General features: G+C 64.4%; 17 protein-coding genes and 1 riboswitch. Of the genes, 8 read left to right on the top strand and 9 right to left on the bottom strand.

Annotated features, from left to right (window positions below):
- Positions 1-6 precede the first annotated feature (6 nt).
- The 3 genes from ACOGI7_RS13510 to icd all read right to left on the bottom strand — a co-directional run bounded on the left by ACOGI7_RS13510 (position 7) and on the right by icd (position 3399).
- Entirely contained in the window at positions 7-912 is a 906-nt protein-coding gene (locus ACOGI7_RS13510) for an ABC transporter substrate-binding protein (RefSeq protein WP_419849281.1), read from the bottom strand.
- 85 nt (positions 913-997) lie between these two features.
- Positions 998-1139: riboswitch (adenosylcobalamin (AdoCbl) riboswitch) on the bottom strand.
- A 19-nt stretch (positions 1140-1158) separates the two neighbouring features.
- Complete coding sequence (locus tag ACOGI7_RS13515) at positions 1159-2145, bottom strand: malate dehydrogenase (RefSeq protein ID WP_419849282.1); 987 nt, start codon at positions 2143-2145, stop codon at positions 1159-1161.
- A gap of 57 nt (positions 2146-2202) precedes the next feature.
- Positions 2203-3399, bottom strand: coding sequence for an NADP-dependent isocitrate dehydrogenase (gene icd / locus ACOGI7_RS13520; protein WP_419849283.1), 1197 nt, complete (start codon positions 3397-3399; stop codon positions 2203-2205).
- A 125-nt stretch (positions 3400-3524) separates the two neighbouring features.
- Between icd and ACOGI7_RS13525 the strand changes: the two genes are divergently transcribed.
- Positions 3525-4370 (top strand): methylenetetrahydrofolate reductase, encoded by an 846-nt coding sequence (locus ACOGI7_RS13525; protein WP_419849284.1) that lies wholly within the window; start codon positions 3525-3527, stop codon positions 4368-4370.
- On the opposite strand, the gene purH is transcribed toward ACOGI7_RS13525, so the two are convergent.
- The 4 genes from purH to sucC all read right to left on the bottom strand — a co-directional run bounded on the left by purH (position 4367) and on the right by sucC (position 8582).
- Positions 4367-5887: a bifunctional phosphoribosylaminoimidazolecarboxamide formyltransferase/IMP cyclohydrolase gene (gene purH / locus ACOGI7_RS13530; protein WP_419849285.1), complete on the bottom strand. Its 1521-nt coding sequence runs from the start codon at positions 5885-5887 to the stop codon at positions 4367-4369. The two genes, ACOGI7_RS13525 and purH, sit on opposite strands and share 4 nt — an antisense overlap.
- The gene (gene purN / locus ACOGI7_RS13535) at positions 5884-6447 is read right to left on the bottom strand and encodes a phosphoribosylglycinamide formyltransferase (protein WP_419849286.1); all 564 of its coding nucleotides are present in this window, start codon (positions 6445-6447) and stop codon (positions 5884-5886) included. Before purN ends, purH begins: the two co-directional genes overlap by 4 nt.
- A 70-nt stretch (positions 6448-6517) precedes the next feature.
- A complete protein-coding gene (sucD, locus tag ACOGI7_RS13540; RefSeq protein ID WP_419849287.1) occupies positions 6518-7402 on the bottom strand; it encodes a succinate--CoA ligase subunit alpha in 885 nt (294 codons plus the stop codon).
- A 31-nt stretch (positions 7403-7433) separates the two neighbouring features.
- Positions 7434-8582 (bottom strand): ADP-forming succinate--CoA ligase subunit beta, encoded by a 1149-nt coding sequence (gene sucC / locus ACOGI7_RS13545; protein ID WP_419849288.1) that lies wholly within the window; start codon positions 8580-8582, stop codon positions 7434-7436.
- A gap of 123 nt (positions 8583-8705) precedes the next feature.
- On the opposite strand from sucC, the gene ACOGI7_RS13550 reads away from it, so the two are divergent.
- Together ACOGI7_RS13550 and ACOGI7_RS13555 are read left to right on the top strand one after the other, a co-directional pair.
- Complete coding sequence (locus tag ACOGI7_RS13550; protein WP_419849289.1) at positions 8706-9176, top strand: hypothetical protein; 471 nt, start codon at positions 8706-8708, stop codon at positions 9174-9176.
- A gap of 141 nt (positions 9177-9317) precedes the next feature.
- Positions 9318-9980, top strand: coding sequence for a hypothetical protein (locus ACOGI7_RS13555; RefSeq protein ID WP_419849290.1), 663 nt, complete (start codon positions 9318-9320; stop codon positions 9978-9980).
- 78 nt (positions 9981-10058) lie between these two features.
- On the opposite strand, the gene pcrA is transcribed toward ACOGI7_RS13555, so the two are convergent.
- Positions 10059-12275, bottom strand: a complete 2217-nt coding sequence (pcrA, locus tag ACOGI7_RS13560; protein WP_419849291.1) for a DNA helicase PcrA — start codon at positions 12273-12275, stop codon at positions 10059-10061.
- 50 nt (positions 12276-12325) lie between these two features.
- Between pcrA and ACOGI7_RS13565 the strand changes: the two genes are divergently transcribed.
- The 5 genes from ACOGI7_RS13565 to ACOGI7_RS13585 all read left to right on the top strand — a co-directional run bounded on the left by ACOGI7_RS13565 (position 12326) and on the right by ACOGI7_RS13585 (position 16705).
- Entirely contained in the window at positions 12326-13255 is a 930-nt protein-coding gene (locus tag ACOGI7_RS13565; protein WP_419849292.1) for a TIGR03621 family F420-dependent LLM class oxidoreductase, read from the top strand.
- Positions 13256-13303: 48 nt separating this feature from the next.
- A complete protein-coding gene (locus tag ACOGI7_RS13570; RefSeq protein ID WP_419849293.1) occupies positions 13304-14410 on the top strand; it encodes a 30S ribosomal protein S1 in 1107 nt (368 codons plus the stop codon).
- Positions 14411-14506: 96 nt separating this feature from the next.
- On the top strand, positions 14507-14965 hold the full coding sequence (locus ACOGI7_RS13575) for a VOC family protein (RefSeq protein WP_419849294.1): 459 nt from the start codon (positions 14507-14509) through the stop codon (positions 14963-14965).
- Positions 14962-15819, top strand: coding sequence for an SDR family NAD(P)-dependent oxidoreductase (locus ACOGI7_RS13580; protein WP_419849295.1), 858 nt, complete (start codon positions 14962-14964; stop codon positions 15817-15819). Before ACOGI7_RS13575 ends, ACOGI7_RS13580 begins: the two co-directional genes overlap by 4 nt.
- Positions 15812-16705: a MurR/RpiR family transcriptional regulator gene (locus tag ACOGI7_RS13585; RefSeq protein ID WP_419849296.1), complete on the top strand. Its 894-nt coding sequence runs from the start codon at positions 15812-15814 to the stop codon at positions 16703-16705. Before ACOGI7_RS13580 ends, ACOGI7_RS13585 begins: the two co-directional genes overlap by 8 nt.
- A 1-nt stretch (position 16706) precedes the next feature.
- Here ACOGI7_RS13585 and ACOGI7_RS13590 read toward each other — a convergent pair whose 3' ends face one another.
- Positions 16707-17519, bottom strand: a complete 813-nt coding sequence (locus ACOGI7_RS13590; RefSeq protein ID WP_419849297.1) for a tyrosine-protein phosphatase — start codon at positions 17517-17519, stop codon at positions 16707-16709.
- Positions 17520-17524: the final 5 nt, after the last annotated feature.

Consider the following 17524-nt stretch of genomic DNA (forward strand, 5'->3'; position numbering starts at 1 on the left):
CCGCACCTAGGAAACCGGTGCCACCACCGATTGCAGAGCCTCGGCTACCGCTTCGACGAATTGGGGAAATCTTGGTCCCCATCGAGAGGCGATGTCAGCGTTGACCACCACGATGTTGCCGTTGCGCACTGCGGCCACTTCGCCCCAACCGGGCCTGGCGGCCACATCTTCGGGGGTGTAGCCCACCAGATCGGTGATGACGATCAACTCGGGATCGGCTTCAACCACGTACTCCTCGGTGAGCTGGGGATACCCGTAGCCGTCGGTGTCGGCCTCATCGGCAATGTTGATCGTCCCCATGGCGGCATAGACCGCGCCGATGAAGCTGTTGGAGCTGACCGAGAAGTACGTGTTGTCCAGTTCGTGATAAATCCGCACCGGCACATCCGGAGCGGCGGCCAAGGCGTCATTGATCTGGGCTTGCAAGTCGGCGACCAGGGCCTGGGCCTCATCGATACGACCGACCGCGGCCCCCAATTCGATGGCGGAGACGTACCCGCGCCCTAAATCATTCGGGGCCATGCTCAAGTGCACTTCGACGCCCACCGCCTCCAATCCGGCCACCAAGTCGTTGGCGTCGTTGGCGATCACCACCAAATCGGGCTCATAGGAGAGCACTGCTTCTACGTTGGGATCCCATCCCGACAAGTCGGTTACCGGGGCCTCCGGCGGGTAGTTGGAGAACTCGTCTACCGCCACCACCTGCTCGCCTGCCCCAATGGCAAACAAGACTTCGGTAGCCATCGGCGACAGTGAGACGATCCGCTGGGGTCGCTCTGGCTCCGCTGGTGTGGGTGCCGGCGAGGGAGCAGCTTCAGTGGGCGGCGGGGCTGCCTCCTCGGTGCTGACGGGCTCGGCGTCGTCGTCATCGTTGCCGCAGGCAGTCACCACTAGGGCGAGGGCGAGCAGCATCACAGTCAGTAGACGGAATTTACGTTGGGGCACTGGCACCTCCTGTAGATCGAGGAACGGAAGCTCGATCGGCAGGTGCTCTGCCCTCGAGCCAACCCAACCCTCGGGGCTTATGGCTCGTTTCGGCGCAAAACTCGACCGGACTTACTGGCTCAGGGCCAGTTCACCGTTGCGGGACAGTGCCGGAATCTAACCGGACTTCGCCTCCACGCCGCCCCGCAGCATAGTGGCTCAGCGGAGAGATGATTAGATCAAACCCAGATCGGCCACGGTGTCGCGCTCTTCGACCAACTCGGCCACGGTGGCATCCAGGCGGGATTGGGAGAATTCGTTGAGCTCTAGGCCGCCAACGATGGACCACTGGCCGTTTGCGGTGGTGCAGGGAAACGATGAGATGAGGCCCTCGGGCACGCCATAGGAGCCGTCGGAGGGCACGGCCATGCTCACCCAGTCGCCTGGAGCGGTGCCGTGGACCCAGTCGTGGACGTGGTCGATGGCCGCGTTGGCGGCAGAGGCCGCGCTGGACAGGCCCCGGGCCTCGATGATGGCCGCTCCCCGTTGCTGCACCGCGGGGATGAACTCATCGGCGATCCACGCCTGATCGCCCACCGCGTCGGCGGCCGACCGGCCTCCTACTTGGCAATTGAACAGGTCGGGGTACTGAGTGGCTGAGTGGTTGCCCCAAATGGTCATCCGACTTACCTGGCCCACTGTCACCCCAAGCTTGGCCGAGAGCTGGGCCACCGCCCGGTTATGGTCGAGCCGGGTCATGGCGGTGAACCGCTCAGCGGGAATGCCCTCCGCGTTGTTCATGGCAATGAGACAGTTGGTGTTGGCCGGGTTGCCCACCACCAGCACCCGCACATCGGATACCGCACCGGCGGCCAGCGCCTTGCCCTGGGTGGTGAAGATGGCACCGTTGGCCTCCAGGAGGTCGCGGCGCTCCATCCCCTTGCTCCGGGGTCGCGACCCCACCAGAAGGGCGTAGTCAACCCCGTCGAACGCCTCGTTGGGATCGTCGGTGCAAACAGTGCCGGCCACTAGCGGGAAAGCGCAGTCGTCCAGTTCCATGGCCACTCCACCCAGAGCGTCCATGGCCGGAGGAATCTCCAGCATCTGGAGCACCACGGGCACGTCGGGGCCGAGCATCTGCCCGCTGGCGATGCGGAACAGCAGGCTGTAGCCGATCTGGCCGGCCGCGCCGGTTACCGCCACTCGTTTGGGATCGCTCACCGACAGGTCTCCTTTGGTCTGAGTGCGGCGCTGAGACGTGAGGTTGTGTTCAGGCGGCTAGAGCCGGTCGACGATGGCCGACGCGAACTCCGAGCACTTCACCTCGGTGGCCCCGTCCATCAGGCGGGCGAAGTCGTAGGTCACGATCTTCTCGCCGATGGTGGCCTCCACAGCGTTGATGATGTCGTCGGCGGCGTCGTCCCAGCCCAGGTGCTCGAACATCAAAACGCCCGATAGCAGCACCGACGACGGGTTCACCTTGTCCTGGCCGGCGTACTTGGGGGCGGTGCCGTGGGTGGCCTCAAACACGCCGTGGCCGGTCACGTAGTTGATGTTGGCCCCCGGGGCGATGCCGATGCCCCCCACCTGGGCGGCCAGGGCGTCGGACAGGTAGTCGCCGTTGAGGTTCATGGTGGCGATCACGTCGAACTCGGCCGGACGGGTGAGCACCTGCTGGAGGGCGATGTCGGCGATGGCGTCTTGCACCAGGATCTTGTCACCCGCGTCGCCGCCGCAGTCGTCCCAGCCCACGGCTACGTCGGAGAACTCCTCGCGGACCAGGTCATAGCCCCATCCGCGAAACGCCCCCTCGGTGAACTTCATGATGTTGCCCTTGTGTACCCAGTGGACCCGCTTGCGGTTCCGCCGCACGGCGTAGTTCAGCGCGGCCCGCTGGAGGCGCTGCGAACCGGTCTTGGACACCGGCTTGACGCCGATGCCGGCGTCGTCGGCGATGTTCCATCCCAAAGCGTCGTGGAGCAGGTCGCGCAGCTTGGCCGCCTCAGGCGTGAATGCCTCCACCTCAAGACCGGCATAGATATCCTCGGTGTTCTCACGAAAGATCACCATGTCCACCAGATGGGGGCTCTTCACCGGCGAGGGCACATTGGTAAACCAGCGCACCGGGCGCAGGCACACGTAGAGGTCCATGATCTGGCGGATCGACACGTTGAGGCTGCGGAAACCGCCCCCCACCGGAGTGGTCAGGGGGCCCTTGATGCCGATGAGGTACTCGGTGAACTTCTCGATGGTGTCCTGGGGGAGCCAATCGCCGGTCTCGTTGAACGCCTTCTCCCCGGCCAGCACCTCGATCCACTCGATCTTGCGCCCGTGTTTGCCTGCGGCAGCGTCCAAAACGTGCTTGGCCGCCGGCCAGATGTCCACCCCAGTTCCGTCGCCCTCGATGAACGGGATGATTGGATTGTCAGTTACGTTGAGCTTCCCGCCAGCTCCGATTGTGATCTTGTCGCCCATGTCAGGCGAGCATACCGACGGGCCTTTGCCCTCAACGAAGCCAGGAATTAAGTCCCTGCAAGGACTGGTGGGGCAGCGGGAAACGATGCCGATTTGAGGGGAACCGGGCCATACGCTGCCCTTTGATGACCCGGATTGTCGACCTCTTGGGCGATCAGCCAACGCTATCGTTCGAGTTCTTTCCCCCCGCCGACGAGGTTGCTGCCAAGCAGCTGGATGAGACCCTGAACGAACTCACTGGGCTAGCCCCCTCGTTCGTGTCGGTGACCTGCGGGGTCGGGGGCGACGGCCATGACCGCACCCGCGACATCGTGACCGACATCTGCCGGGATCGGCCCTTCCCGGCCATGGCCCACCTGACCTGCGTCGGCCACACCCGACAGGGGGTGACCGACTTGTTGGACGACTACGCCGCCGCTGGGGTGGTCAACATCTTGGCCCTGGCCGGCGACCCGCCCGACGGATCAGCCATCAGCGGCGACTTCCGCTACGCCTCCGAGTTGGTGGAGGTGGTGCGGGCCCACCCCGCCGAGTTCAGCGTGGGAGTGGCCGCCCACCCCGAAGTCCACCCCCGCTCGGAGAATCGCACAACCGACCGGCGGCATTTGGCCGCCAAGCTGAACGAGGCCGACTTCGCCATCACCCAGTTCTTCTTCGACCCCGCCGACTACACCCGGCTCTGCAACGAACTGGCCGACTTGGGGTGCCATCAGCCCGTGGTCCCCGGCGTCATGCCCGTGATCTGGCCCAAAAGCATCCGCCGCTACGCCAAAATGAACGGCTCCACGGTGCCCGAGGCCCTGTTTGCCCGGCTCGAGTCCTTACCTGGCCCCGACCGCATAAAGGCCGCCGCCGAAGCCGCAACGGAACTGTCCCAGACTCTGCTAGATGCCAGCGCCCCCGGCATCCACCTCTACACGCTTAATCGCCCAGAAGCCTCAACCCTGATAGCCGAGTTGCTCAGCCACTAGTGGCGGAAGTGGCGCTCGCTAGTGAACACCATTGACATGCCGTGCTCGTTGGCGGCGTCGATGACCTCTTGGTCGCGCACTGAGCCGCCGGGTTGGATGACGGTGGCGCAGTCGGCTTCGGCGGCGGCGTCGAGGCCGTCGCGGAAGGGGAAGAAGGCGTCGCTGGCGCAGGCCCCGCCGGCGGCCCGGCCGGCGGCCTTCTCGGCCGCGATGCGCCCGGCGTCGCGGCGGTTCTGCTGGCCAGCGCCGATGCCCACCGCCTGGCGGTCTTTGGCCAACACGATGCAGTTGGAGCCCACCCGGGCCGCCACCCGCCAGGCCAGCTCCAAGTCGGCCCACTGGTCGTCGGTGGGCACCCGCTCGGTGACCACCTGCCAGGTTGAGCGGTCCATGGTCACGGTGTCCGGGGTTTGAACCAGGGCAGCGCCGCCGAGGGTCCGGACTTCTAGCTCCGCGGCCTCGGGTGGCGGGGCGTGGAGTACCCGCAAGTTCTTCTTCTTGCCCAGCAGGGCCAGCGCGGCCTCCTCGTATTCGGGGCCGATGAGCACCTCGGTGAACACGTCGGCCATGGCCTCGGCCATCTCGGCGGTGACCGGGCGGTTCACGGCCACGATCCCCCCGAAGGCGGAAACCGGGTCGCACTCGTGGGCTCGCCGGTAGGCGGTGGCGATGTCGTCGGCCACGGCCGCCCCGCACGGGTTGGCATGCTTTATCACCGCGGCGGCCGGGTCGTCGCCCAGCGAGTGGGCCAAACGCCAGGCGGCATCGGCGTCGAACACGTTGAGGTACGACATGGCTTTGCCCTGAAGCTGGGTTGCCTCATCCCACCAGCTCGACTGGCCGGCGATCCGATACCGGGCCCCGGTTTGGTGGGGGTTCTCGCCGTAGCGCAGCACCTCTTGACGCTCCAGGGTCAGCGACACGGTCGGCGGAAGCGGCTCGTCATCGGCGTCGGTCAGCCAGTCGGTTATGGCCGCGTCATAGGCACTGGTGTGAGTGAACGCGATGCGGGCCAGCCGCCGTCGGGTCGCATCAGAGAGCGTGCCGTTAGTCTCCAATTCGTCGAGCACTGCCAGGTAGTCGTCGGGTCGTACCACTACGCCGACCCGCTCGTGGTTCTTGGCTGCGGCCCGGACCATGGCCGGTCCTCCGATGTCGATCTGCTCAATCGAGGGGTCGGAGCGGAAGGGGTAGAGGTTGCTCACCACGAGATTTATGGGGACAATCCCCCGATTATCCATGTCCTCAACGTGACCGGGATTCGTCATGTCGGCCAACAGGCCCCCGTGGATCGCGGGATGGACGGTCTTGACCCGTCCGTCCATCATCTCGGGAGCCCCGGTCACTTCCTCCACCGGGATGACCGGGATCCCGGCGTCAGCCAGCGCTCGCGCGGTTCCACCGCTGGAGATGATCTCCCACCCCAGGGCCACCAGCCGCTGGGCCAGATCGATCACCCCGGTCTTGTCGTACACCGACACCAGCGCCCTCGGCGAGCGGTCAGCTCCCTGGCTCATAAGACGTGCCCTCGGTCGAGTATTTCTCGGATAGTGCGAATGTACAGGTCGCGTTCCACCGTTTTGATGCGCTCATGCAGCGTGTCCACCGTGTCGTCGGGCTCCACAGCAACGGGTTGCTGGGCCAGGATCGGCCCGGCATCCACCTCCAGGGTGGCCACGTGTACCGTGCAGCCGGTGACCTTCACCCCGTACTCAAGGGCGTCCTCCACCGCGTGCCAACCCGGAAAGGCAGGCAGTAACGACGGATGAGTATTGAGTATGCGCCCCCCATAGGCGTCCTGCATCGGCTGATCCAACACCGTCCCAAACCCCGCCATGGCCACCAACTCGATCCCCTCGGCCTGGAGCCGCTCGGTCACCTGCCGGGTGTACCCCACCCGGTCGAAATCAGGCCCAAAGCTCTCCCGCTCCACCAACACACACATCAGTCCATGATCGGCGGCCACCTTCTCCGCCCCACAAGCCCGATCCACCATCACCAACGAGATTGGCAGCCCCCTGCGGGCCATGGCGTCAAGGATCGTCCCACTGCCCGATGCCAGCACCGCTAGTCGCATCGAGCCGAACCTACCACCCGCCTCGCGGGCTGCTCGGGATGCCTTTTGGCCACTCGTTTCGCCCCCTCGGTCAGAGGGCGGCGACCACCTCGTCCATGATGTCGCCGGCCTCGCTGGGGCTCTGGCCGATGCGGACTCCGGCGGCGGCCAAGGCGTCCATTTTGGCCTGGGCGGTGCCTTTGCCGCCCGACACGATGGCGCCGGCGTGGCCCATCTTCTTGCCCGGCGGAGCGGTGAGACCGGCGATGTAGGCCACCACCGGCTTGGACACGTTGGCCGCGATGAACTCGGCGGCCTCCTCCTCGGCCGAGCCGCCGATCTCGCCGATCATCATGACCGCCTCGGTCTCGGGATCCTCCTCGAAGGCGGCCAGGCAGTCGATGAATGAGGTGCCCGGCACCGGGTCGCCGCCGATGCCCACGCAGGTGGTGCAGCCGATGTCCTTCTGCTTCAGCTCATACAGGGCCTGGTAGGTGAGGGTGCCCGAGCGGCTCACTATCCCCACCGGGCCGCCCTCTTTGGCAATGTGGCCGGCGGTGATGCCGATGTTGGCCTTGCCAGGGCTGATGAGGCCGGGACAGTTGGGGCCGAGCAGCCGCACGCCTGGATAGTCGGTCTTGAGTTTGTTGAAGAAGAAGGCCTCGTCGTGCATGGGCACGCCCTCAGTGATGACCACGATCAGCTCCACCCCGCCCTCGGCGGCCTCGAGTACCGCGCTGCGCACCCCGGCGGCGGGGATGAACACGCACGATACGTTGGCCCCGGTGGCTTCCACGGCGTCGGCCACAGAGGCGAAGATGGGCACGCCCTCCACGTCGGTGCCCGCCTTCTTGGGGTTGGTTCCGGCCACCACCTGGGTGCCGTAGTCCCGGTTCAGCATGCCGTAGTACCGGCCCTGGCTCCCGGTGAGGCCCTGGTACACCACCTTGGTGTTCTCGTCGACGAAGATGCTCACGCCAAGCCTGCTTTCTCATTGACGAAGATGCTCACGATGCGGATCCTTCCGCGAGGGCGACGGCTTCTCGGGCCGCCTCCAGCATGGTGGGCGCCATCATGAGCCGGTCGCTCAGATGGGGCTCCAACAGCGCTCGGCCCTCGTCAGCGTTGGTGCCGTCGAGGCGGATGACGATGGGCGAGGCGATATTCACCCGGTTCATGGCCTCGATGATGCCGTTGGCCACTTCCTCGCCCCGGGTGATGCCCCCGAAGATGTTGATGAAGATGGACTGAACGTCGGGGTCGTTGTTGATCACTTCCAGCGCCCCGGCCATCACATCGGCGTTGGCGCCGCCCCCGATATCCAAGAAGTTGGCCGGTTTGCCCCCCACCTGGTTCACCACGTCCACAGTGCTCATGGCCAGTCCGGCGCCGTTGGCGATCACGCCCACCGAACCCTCTAGGCCCACATATTGCAGCCCTTTGGCGTGGGCCGCGGCCTCCCGCTCGTCGCGGGGCTGGGTGGCGTCGAAGGGGGCCAGGTCGTGGCGGAATCCGGCGTTGCCGTCGAGGGTTACCTTGGCGTCGAGCACATGCACCTTGCCCTCGGGAGTCACGATCAGCGGGTTGATCTCCACCAAGTCGGCGTCGCCAGAGGTGTAGGCCTCGTACAGCTTCAACAGAAGCTCCACCGTTTGGTCGGTGACGTCGGGGTTGAGGTTGGCGGCCAGCACCCACTGGCGGCACTGGTCCTCGGTGAGGCCGTCCACGGGGTCGACCCAGATCTTGGCGATGGCGTCGGGGGTCTCCTCGGCCACGGTCTCGATCTCCACCCCGCCCTCGGCCGACAGCATCCCCAGGTGCTTTTTGGCCGACCGGTCGAGGGTGAAGCTCACGTAGTACTCCTCGGCGATGTCAGACGCCTTCTCGATCCACAGGTTCTCGACGATGTGGCCCCGGATGTCGAGGCCCAAGATGTTCGACGCATGGGTGCGGACGGCATCGATGTCTGCGGCAAACTTCACACCCCCGGCCTTGCCCCGACCGCCGGTGTGTACCTGGGCCTTCACCATCACCGGCGTTCCCAACCGCTCCGAAGCAGCCACCGCGTCGTGAACAGTGGTGACCGCCTCACCGGGCGACACCGGCATGCCGTATGACGCGAAGAACTGTTTTCCCTGATATTCGAATAGATCCACGGGCTCCCCAATGCAGCGCGATGGCCAAGTTTGCGGTGTGATTCGACGATGGTTCGTACCGCCGTTGCTTCGCCGCGATACTAGGAGCAACACCGTCTGTGGGAGCGAACCGAGGAAGGACTCGTGCCTGTCGCATCTGGACCAAAAATCACTCCGCTGCGAGCGATTGTCTACACCGTGGTCAGCATCGGGCTAGGCGTGGGCCTGGTGTTCGCGGTGGTGTCGCTGGCCGGCTCCGATCAGATCGAGGTGAGGCTGGGCGACGACGATTTCAACGCCGGCGACGCCGAGAACCTGGCCGCCGAGATCGCCGAGCGGGGCCCGGTGCCGTGGGCCCCGTTGAGCCGAGGGCGCAGCATCTGGATCAACCACATAGGCGACGACCCCGAGAAGGGATGGTTCGCCTTCGACGTGCAGTCTCCTGGCGCAATCGGCGACTGCGTGGTGGATTGGGACGCCGACCGGAAGCTGTTCATCGACACCTGCGATCCGGGGCTGGTGTACTCAGCCACCGGCGAGGGCTTGACCCAGTTCGGGGTGTGGGTGGACGACGGCGACCTCATCGTGGACGTGAACGCCAACGACGGGCCTTAGCGAGTCTCAACGAAGGCCGCAACTACACCCTGACCTCCACTCTGTCAAGTGTCAAAACATGACAAATACTCGTCATGTTTTGACAGTGATATTCATTGATAGGGGTGTGCATCCATCTTATGGTTATACGCAGATAAAAGCATGAAATCAGTATACGACTCATCAAACCCAACAACACTGAAGCCGGCCAATCGCCGGATTCACCTCCGTCTGCTTCGCGGTCTTGCACTCATCATCGCATCTCTGATCGCGGTTGCCTGTGGTTCCAGTGCCGAGTCCGAGGAGGCATCTCCCTATACCTATGACTCATACTTCCAGTCGTTCCATTTTGACTATAACCCGGCTGCCACCGTCCAGGATCTGGCCGAGCGCTCAACAATCGTCGTTGAAGCCACGCTGATCGATGTAGAAAATGGGCGTTTCTTCGGCGCTTCTGAGGATAAACCCGAAGGTGTAACCCTCAATCTCGTGTTTGAAGACGACGACAGGACAAGATATTACGTTCAGATACCCAGACCAATGGACTCGGATGTCATGCAATTGCGCTCTGTGCTACCCATCGGCGCCCAAAGCGTCATCTATCTACAGCCAAACAACGATCCCCTCGAAGGCGTCTGGTACAATACTCGCAGCGACGGCAACGAATGGTATTTCACTACGCCACAAGGATGGATTCTCGACCATCCACAACGAGGAATCATATTCGCACTCTTGGGCAACGAATTCGAACTGCCATTTCCTGGTGCTCCAACCGCAGTCAACGAAGACCTTGACGACTGGCTGATTGTCGAGAAGAAGGCCTGAACTGGCCCTCAAACTGAGCAAGAAATCCTGACCCGGGACACGTTAACACCAACGACGAATCCTGGCCGAGGCGGGGGTTCAGACCTTTTCGAGGCGGGCGTAAGAGGCGAGCAGCACCTTGGAACCGGCGGTGGTGAAGTTGACGGTGATCTCGGCGTCGCCACCTGCCCCTTTCACGTCGGTTACCACGCCGAGGCCGAACTTGGCGTGATTCACGTCGTCGCCCACCACCAACTGCACCGGGTTGGGGTCGGCCTCCACCGGGGTTCGGGCGGATTGGGCGGCGTCCACCATGCGATCCCGTCCGGGGAAGGAGCCAGCGTCGCGAAGAGCACTCCGGGATGAGCGGGTTCGGCTGCTGCCACGGTCGTCAACCAGTTCCTCGGGGATCTCCTCCAAGAACCTGGACGGCGCGTTGTACATCGAGGCGCCGTGGACGTTTCGAGTCCAGGCATGGGTCAGATACAGGCGCTGCTGGGCCCGAGTGATGCCCACATAGGCCAGTCGGCGCTCTTCCTCTAGCTCGTCGGGCTCGGTAATCGAGCGGATGTGGGGGAATATGCCCTCCTCCATGCCGATCAAGAACACCACGGGATACTCGAGGCCCTTGGCCGAGTGCAGGGTCATCAGGGTCAGCATGGAATCGTCGGTCATCTCATCGGTGTCGGACACCAGGCTTACCAGCTCCAAGAAGTCGCTAACGTTCTCGCTCTCGGCGGCAGCGCTGATCAACTCGTCGAGGTTCTCCAACCGGCCCTGGGCCTGCACGCTGACCTCCGTGTTCCCCGTGGTCTCGCTGGCCGCCTCGGCCTCCAACTGGTCGAGATAGCCGCTTTTCTCCAGCAGGTGCTCCAGCACCGCAGCCGGCTCTCCATCGAGGCGTTCCCGGGCGTTGGCGATCACATTCAAGAACGTCTGAATGCCGCTCAGCGCCCGACCTTTGATCCCGGCCTCGGCGGCGTGTCCCAAGGCATCCATCAGCGTCAGGCCGTGGGATTCTGCCCACGCCTCCAGCTTGGCCACCGACCCGTCGCCCACCCCCCGCTTGGGGGTGTTCAGCACCCGGCGCAGGCTCACTGCGTCGCCGGGGTTGACCGTCACCCGCAGATAGGCCAACGCATCCTTTACCTCCCGGCGGTCGTAGAACCGGGTGCCGCCGATGAGCTGGTAGGGCACCCCGGCCTCCATGAGCAGTTCCTCCACCACCCGGCTCTGGGCGTTGGTGCGGTAGAAGACGGCCATCTCATCCCAGCGATGCTGCTCGTCGTCGTGGAGCCGGAACGCCTCTCGCACCACCCAGCGGGCCTCCTCGTACTCGTCGGAAGCGCAGAAGCGGACGATGCGCTCGCCGTCGGATTGGTCGGACCACAGGTTCTTGGGCTTGCGAGCCAGGTTGTTGGCGATCACCGCGTTGGCCGCGCTGAGGATGCGCTGGGTGGAGCGGTAGTTCTGCTCCAGCAGAACCACGGTGGCGTCTTCGAAGGCCCGCTCGAACTCCAGAATGTTGCGGATGTCGGCTCCCCGGAAGCGGTACACCGACTGGTCGGCGTCGCCCACCACGAACACGTTGCGGTGCTCTCTGCCCAAGAGCAGCACGAGCTGATTCTGCACGCTGTTGGTGTCCTGATATTCGTCCACCAGCACGTGCTCGAAGCGGCGGCGGTAGCGATCGAGCACATCGGGCTGTTGGCGGAACAGGTTCACGGTGGTGCCCAGGAGGTCGTCGAAGTCCATGGCCCCGGCCCGGCGGAGGCGCTGCTGGTATTCGTCGTAGATCTCGCCGATGCGGCGCTCGAACACGTTGGCCGCCCGGTCTTTGTACTGGGCCACGCCAATCATCTCGTTCTTGGCCGCGCTGACGGCGGCGTGAATCGACCGGGGGGGCATCTGCCTGGGGTCGAAGCCGAAATCGTTGAGGATGTAGCGGGTGAGCCGTACCGAGTCGGCCTGGTCGTAAATGGTGAAGCTGGAGGGGAAGTCGATGGCCTCGTGCTCGTAGCGCAGGATGCGGGCGCAAGCCGAGTGGAACGTGCTCACCCACATCTTGTCGGCCACCGGTCCGACGAGGGCGCCCACCCGGTGCTTCATCTCCTGGGCTGCCTTGTTGGTGAAGGTGATGGCCAGGAGGGCAAACGGGGAAATGCCCAGTTCATCGATGAGGTAGGCGATGCGGTGGGTGAGGACGCGGGTCTTGCCCGACCCGGCCCCGGCGACCACCAGGATGGGGCCGCCAGGATGAGTGACCGCGTCGATCTGGGCCGGGTTCAGCCCCTCAGTGAGCGCGGTCGACGGCATTGACTCACACTACTGATGGGTATGTCAGTTTGACGGGTAGTGTCGCCTGGGTGGGCAGGTTTCGGTTTGGGGTGCAGGCTCGGGGGTTTACTGACGCTGAGGGGTGGCGGGAGATGGCTCGACGGGCAGAGGGGCTGGGGTACGACGTCTTCTGCATGCCCGACCATTTCGACCAGGGACCAGCGCCGATGGTGGCGCTGGCCTTCGCCGCGGAAGCCACCACCACGCTGCGGTTGGGCACCATGGTGCTGGCCAACGATTTCCGCCACCCCGCGGCGCTGGCGAAGGAGGCGGCCACGCTGGATGTGCTGTCCGGCGGGCGGTTCGAGTTGGGCATCGGAGCCGGGTGGCAGAACAGCGATTACCACAGCACCGGCATTGCCATGAACCGGCCCGGCGTGCGAATCGAGCGCCTGGGCGAGGCGGTGGCCATCATCAAGGGACTGCTCGCCGGTGAGACGGTCACGTTCTCGGGCCAGCACTACTCCATCGAAGAGCTTGAGGGGCTGCCCGAACCGGTGCGGCCGGGAGGCCCGCCGCTCTTCGTGGCCGGCGGCTCAGAACGGGTACTGCGATTGGCGGCCCGAACGGCTGACATCGTGGGGGTGAACCCCAATATGGCTGCCGGGGTCATCGACAACCGAGTGGGATCGTCGGCCACCGCCGAAGCCACCGCCGCCAAGATCGACTGGATCCGTGAGAGCGCCGGAGAGCGGTTCGAGGGCCTGGAACTGCACTCCCGGGTCCATGTGGCCAGAGTTACCGACGACAAGCAGAGCTTTGCCGGAGCCTTGGCCCCGGCGCTTGGATTGGACACCGACCAGGCGCTGGCGTCGCCTCACAGCATGATCGGAACAGTGGACGAGGTGGTGGACAAGCTGGTTCACCAGCGAGAAGAGCTGGGCATCAGCTACATCGGCCTGTCGATCGAATCCATGGAGGAGATGGCCCCAGTGGTGGCCCGCTTAGCCGGAACCTGACCTTCCCTTGTCGGTATTCCGATCAAGGCCATTAGTGTTAATTCCCCTATGTCTGAGGTAGAAGCGACTGCCGAAGAACAAGAACCCGAACCTGAAGGTGCGGAGGAGCCGAAGCCAGAGGCGCCGCCGGGGGAGGCGGCTTCGCCCACGGTGGATGGGTTGACGGGGGGGACCATCGTGTCAGGGACGGTGAAGACCAAGGCTGCCCATGAAATAGAGCTCGATCTGGGCGGCGGGCGCATCGGGGTCATCAGCCAGCGCTACTGGGGCGATGATCCGGCGGCCGACCTGACCCAGCAGTGCGTGCTGGGCGAGGTGGTCAACGCCGCCGTGCTGGTGCGAGAAGACCACAAGGGGCGCATCGTGCTGTCCCGGCTGTGGGCCATGCAGCAGATTGCCTGGGTGGATATCGCCCGGTCCGCCGCCGCCAACGAGGCCGTTACCGGCACCATCACCGCAGTGGTCAAGGGTGGGCTGTCATGCGACGTGGGGGTGCGGGGGTTCATCCCGTCGTCGCTGATCGACGTGGAGCCGGTGGAGAACCTCCAGGCGCTGGTCGGGCGGGAAGTGCAGTGCAAGGTGGTGGAGGCCGACCAGGTGTCAGGCCGCCTGGTGCTGTCGCGCAAAGCAGTGGTCCGGGCCGAGCAGCGCAAGGCGGCCAAGGCCTTCATGGAGACCATGTCGGCAGGCGACGAGTACACCGGCAAGGTGGTGGATATCCAGGATTTCGGAGCATTTGTCGACATCAACGGCGTGCGGGGCCTGGTCCACACCACTGAATTGGCCTGGAAGCGGGTGCAGCACCCCAACGAGGTGGTGAGCGTGGGCGACGAGGTGCAGGTGAAGGTCAAGTCGATCCAAAAGCCCAAGCAGCGGGTGAACCTCACCATGAAGCTCACCCCCGACCCTCTGACCGAACTCGAGGTCGGCGGTCTGATGACCGGCCGAGTGACCCGATTGGCCGACTTCGGCGCCTTCGTGGCCGTCGGTGACGACATCGAGGGGCTAGTCCACATCACCGAGATGGCCGAGTACCGGGTCTACCACCCCGAAGAGATCGTCCTCCCCGGCGAAGAAGTCTGGGTCAAAGTCCTAGCCGTAGACCGCAAACGCCGCCGAGTAGACCTCTCCATCTCCCAAGCCATCGCCGGCTAAAACCCCAGGGTGATCGGCGAATCGAAAAGATTTCGTTTTTTCGCATAACTTTTGGAGTATCCTGCCGACGCTGGCCACCTAGGGAGGACACCAAACATGTCGGGAGCAGTCGGAGTGCGCCACTGGTCGCATGTGATCATCCATCCGGTGGATGTGGATGCCTCGCTGGAGTTCTACACCAAGCTGTTGGGCTACGAGGTTCTGTCTGACGAGAGGATTTCCGGACCGGGGCTGGATGCCATCGTGGGCCGGGAGGGAGTCCAGGGGCGGGTAGTGGTCGGCCTGGTCGGGGGCCAGAAGGTGGAGTTCGTGTATCTGGGCGACCCAGACCTGGGTGACCCCCAGAACAATGAGCGGGGCTTGCGGGGCTTCACCGTCCGGGTTGCCGATATCAATGAGGCGGCGGAGGCCTGCACCGCTCATGGTGTTCCGATCCTCAGCGGCCCGTCGGAGATCAAGGGATTCTGGCAGTTCATGATCATGGACCCCGACGGCGTTGCGATTGAGATCTCCCAGCCCCCGGATGGTGTTGAACTCTCCGGACCGCTGTCATGAGCGGGCAACAGTCCAGCCCCACAGCATTAGTTACCGGCGCCAGCCGGGGAATCGGCCGAGCCAGCGCTCTCGCCCTGGCCGAATCGGGATTCGACGTGGCCATCACGGCCCGAACGGTGCGGGAAGGTGAGGGAACAGTCGCCCAGCCGACCACGGATGCCGGCGGCGATGTGGCCGTATCTGGAAGCTTGGAAACGACCGCCGCGGAGATTGCCGAGCGAGGACAGCGGGTCCTGCCCATCACCATGGACCTGCTGTCGGCAGATTCAGTACGGGCCGCGGCTGAAACGGCACTCAACGAATGGGGCCGGGTCGACGTGTTGGTCAACAACGCCATCTGGAGCGGCCCGGGCCTCCTCGACCCGGTAGGGGTACTCGATCTCGAAGCCCTGGACACCGCCTTCACTGCCAATGTGCTGCGCCAGGTTCTTCTCACCCAGCTCATCCTGCCCTCGATGATCGAGCGAGGATCGGGCCTCATCTTGAACCTCACTTCGTCGGCAGGCCAGGTTGACGATCCCCCCTATCAGGTGGTCGAGCTGAAGATGCTCGGCTACGCCCACTGCGCCTCCAAGGGGGCGTTCCACCGCATGGCGCCGCTGTTGCAGGCCGAGCACGAGTCCGACGGGATCACCGCCATCAACATCGACCCCGGCTTCACTTGGACCGAGGCCATGGCCGCCCTCGACCTGCACAATTTCGGCGGCGCACCCCCCGAGGCCACCGGAACAGTGGTTGCCTGGCTGGCCGAAGACATTGAACGAACAGTCGAATGGCGGGGCCGCACCTTGAATTCTCTGGAATTGTGTGCCCAACTCGGCTTGGTGCAAGGGTGGCCACCCGCTGATGGATGATTCTCCTCAAGCACCGGAAATCCCCCCCACCGTCCACCTTCGAAGTCTGCTGCCGAGCTTGACGCCGAAGCTGGCCGTGGTAGCCGAAGAGATATTGGCCGACCCTGCGGAGGTGGTCCGGATCTCGGTGGCCGACCTCGCTCAGCGCACCGGAACCTCGATGTCGACCATCGTGCGCCTGTGCCAAGAACTCGGGCTGCGCGGCTTCCAAGACTTGAAGCTCCGCCTGGTCGCCGAGGAAACGGCCACCGGGTTCGACGGCCCGGTGGATGTCGACGACCGGGAATCGGTGCTCTCCAAGGTCCTGTCCTCCACCGTGGATGCCATCAGCCACACCCAGCACACGCTGGACACAGCCAGCTTCAACCAAGTCGCCGAGCTTGTCTTCGACGCCCGCACAATCATCTTTGTGGGCGCGGGGGCCAGCGCAGCGGTGGCCTTCGACGCCGCCTTCCGATTGCGGACGCTTGGCCATCGAGCCGAATTCCACTCCGACTCGCACATGCAGCTCACCGCCGCCCGGTTCCTCCGTCCGGGAGACATCGTGGTGGCCATCAGCCACTCAGGGTCCACCCGCGAAACGCTCACCGCGGTGGAGGCGGCATCCAGCGCGGGGGCGCACACCGCGGCCATAACCACGTTCGCCCGATCTCCTTTGGCCCAGTCGGTTGACCACGCCTTGCTGGCGGGGGGAACTGAATCGGAGTTCCGAATTGCGGCAGTGTCCAGCCGAATCGCCCATCTTGCGGTCGTTGATGCGCTGTTCGTCGCCATCGCCAGCCTGCGGCCGGAACGGGCCCGGGCCGCTCAAGAACTGTGGAGCGACATGATCGACGAGCATCGGCTCAGCCCTCCATGGGCAACTCGGCGCGACGCGAACGATTGACCTAGCCGTCTAACAAGAGCGCCCTCAGCTCATCAATCTCGTCTTGGGTCAACATGAGCTGATTCCGGGCGTAGTCGTCGATCCCCCCGAAATCACGGTCGATGATGTCGAGTGACCGCTCGATGAACGCGGTCTTGGCCAATCCCAATGCCAAGAGCACGTGGCGCGACTCCTCGGGATACTCCGCAAGCCGGAGCTGAAAAGTGCTGGACTGATCGGTCAGCCGATCGTTGGTGAGCATGTAGTCGTCGATAACCTGGTCGCGGTCAACCCCGAGGATCGACAAGATCACTGCCGCGGCCACGCCGGTTCGGTCTTTGCCGCCCGCGCAGTGGAAGAGAACGGGAGGGCGGTTGATGATCGAGCGGATCAATTCGGCCATCACCGGGCCACCGGTTTCGGTGACATGCCGGTAGGAGTCGAGAAGGATCTCGTGGGCAATATCGGTGGTTAGTTCGCCGCCGACCAGAAGCTCCATCACCTCTGCCGCCGTCTTGTCTCCGGGGGGGAACGGCGTGGACACGACCTCGGCACCGCGGGGCAGCCGCGACGGTCGGGCTTCAGCCTCCTCGGGGTTGCGGAAGTCCACCACCGTTCTCACCGAGCGCTCTTCGAGCTCGGCCAAGTCCACCACGCTGAGATCGGCGAGGTCGTCAGAGCGGTAGGCAATGCCATAACGCACCTGCTGGCCTGCTGCCGTGGTAACACCACCCAGATCTCGCACATTGAGGGCACCATCGAAGTGAAGAGTTCGCCGAAAATGAAGGGCGTTGTCATCTGTTGCGGCATCGGTGTTGGCGTGTGCTGGCTGCATAATCC

It is taken from the genome of Candidatus Poriferisocius sp., assembly GCF_965204145.1.
GTDB lineage: Bacteria > Actinomycetota > Acidimicrobiia > Acidimicrobiales > Bin134 > Poriferisocius.

Coding starts and splice junctions, on each gene's coding strand:
- ACOGI7_RS13575 (WP_419849294.1), top strand. CDS start 14,507: ATGTCGGGAGCAGTCGGAGTGCGCCACTGGTCGCATGTGATCATCCAT.
- ACOGI7_RS13570 (WP_419849293.1), top strand. CDS start 13,304: ATGTCTGAGGTAGAAGCGACTGCCGAAGAACAAGAACCCGAACCTGAA.
- ACOGI7_RS13525 (WP_419849284.1), top strand. CDS start 3,525: ATGACCCGGATTGTCGACCTCTTGGGCGATCAGCCAACGCTATCGTTC.
- pcrA (WP_419849291.1), bottom strand. CDS start 12,275: ATGCCGTCGACCGCGCTCACTGAGGGGCTGAACCCGGCCCAGATCGAC.
- ACOGI7_RS13510 (WP_419849281.1), bottom strand. CDS start 912: ATGCTGCTCGCCCTCGCCCTAGTGGTGACTGCCTGCGGCAACGATGAC.
- purN (WP_419849286.1), bottom strand. CDS start 6,447: ATGCGACTAGCGGTGCTGGCATCGGGCAGTGGGACGATCCTTGACGCC.
- ACOGI7_RS13580 (WP_419849295.1), top strand. CDS start 14,962: ATGAGCGGGCAACAGTCCAGCCCCACAGCATTAGTTACCGGCGCCAGC.
- purH (WP_419849285.1), bottom strand. CDS start 5,887: ATGAGCCAGGGAGCTGACCGCTCGCCGAGGGCGCTGGTGTCGGTGTAC.
- ACOGI7_RS13585 (WP_419849296.1), top strand. CDS start 15,812: ATGGATGATTCTCCTCAAGCACCGGAAATCCCCCCCACCGTCCACCTT.
- ACOGI7_RS13590 (WP_419849297.1), bottom strand. CDS start 17,519: ATGCAGCCAGCACACGCCAACACCGATGCCGCAACAGATGACAACGCC.
- icd (WP_419849283.1), bottom strand. CDS start 3,399: ATGGGCGACAAGATCACAATCGGAGCTGGCGGGAAGCTCAACGTAACT.
- ACOGI7_RS13555 (WP_419849290.1), top strand. CDS start 9,318: ATGAAATCAGTATACGACTCATCAAACCCAACAACACTGAAGCCGGCC.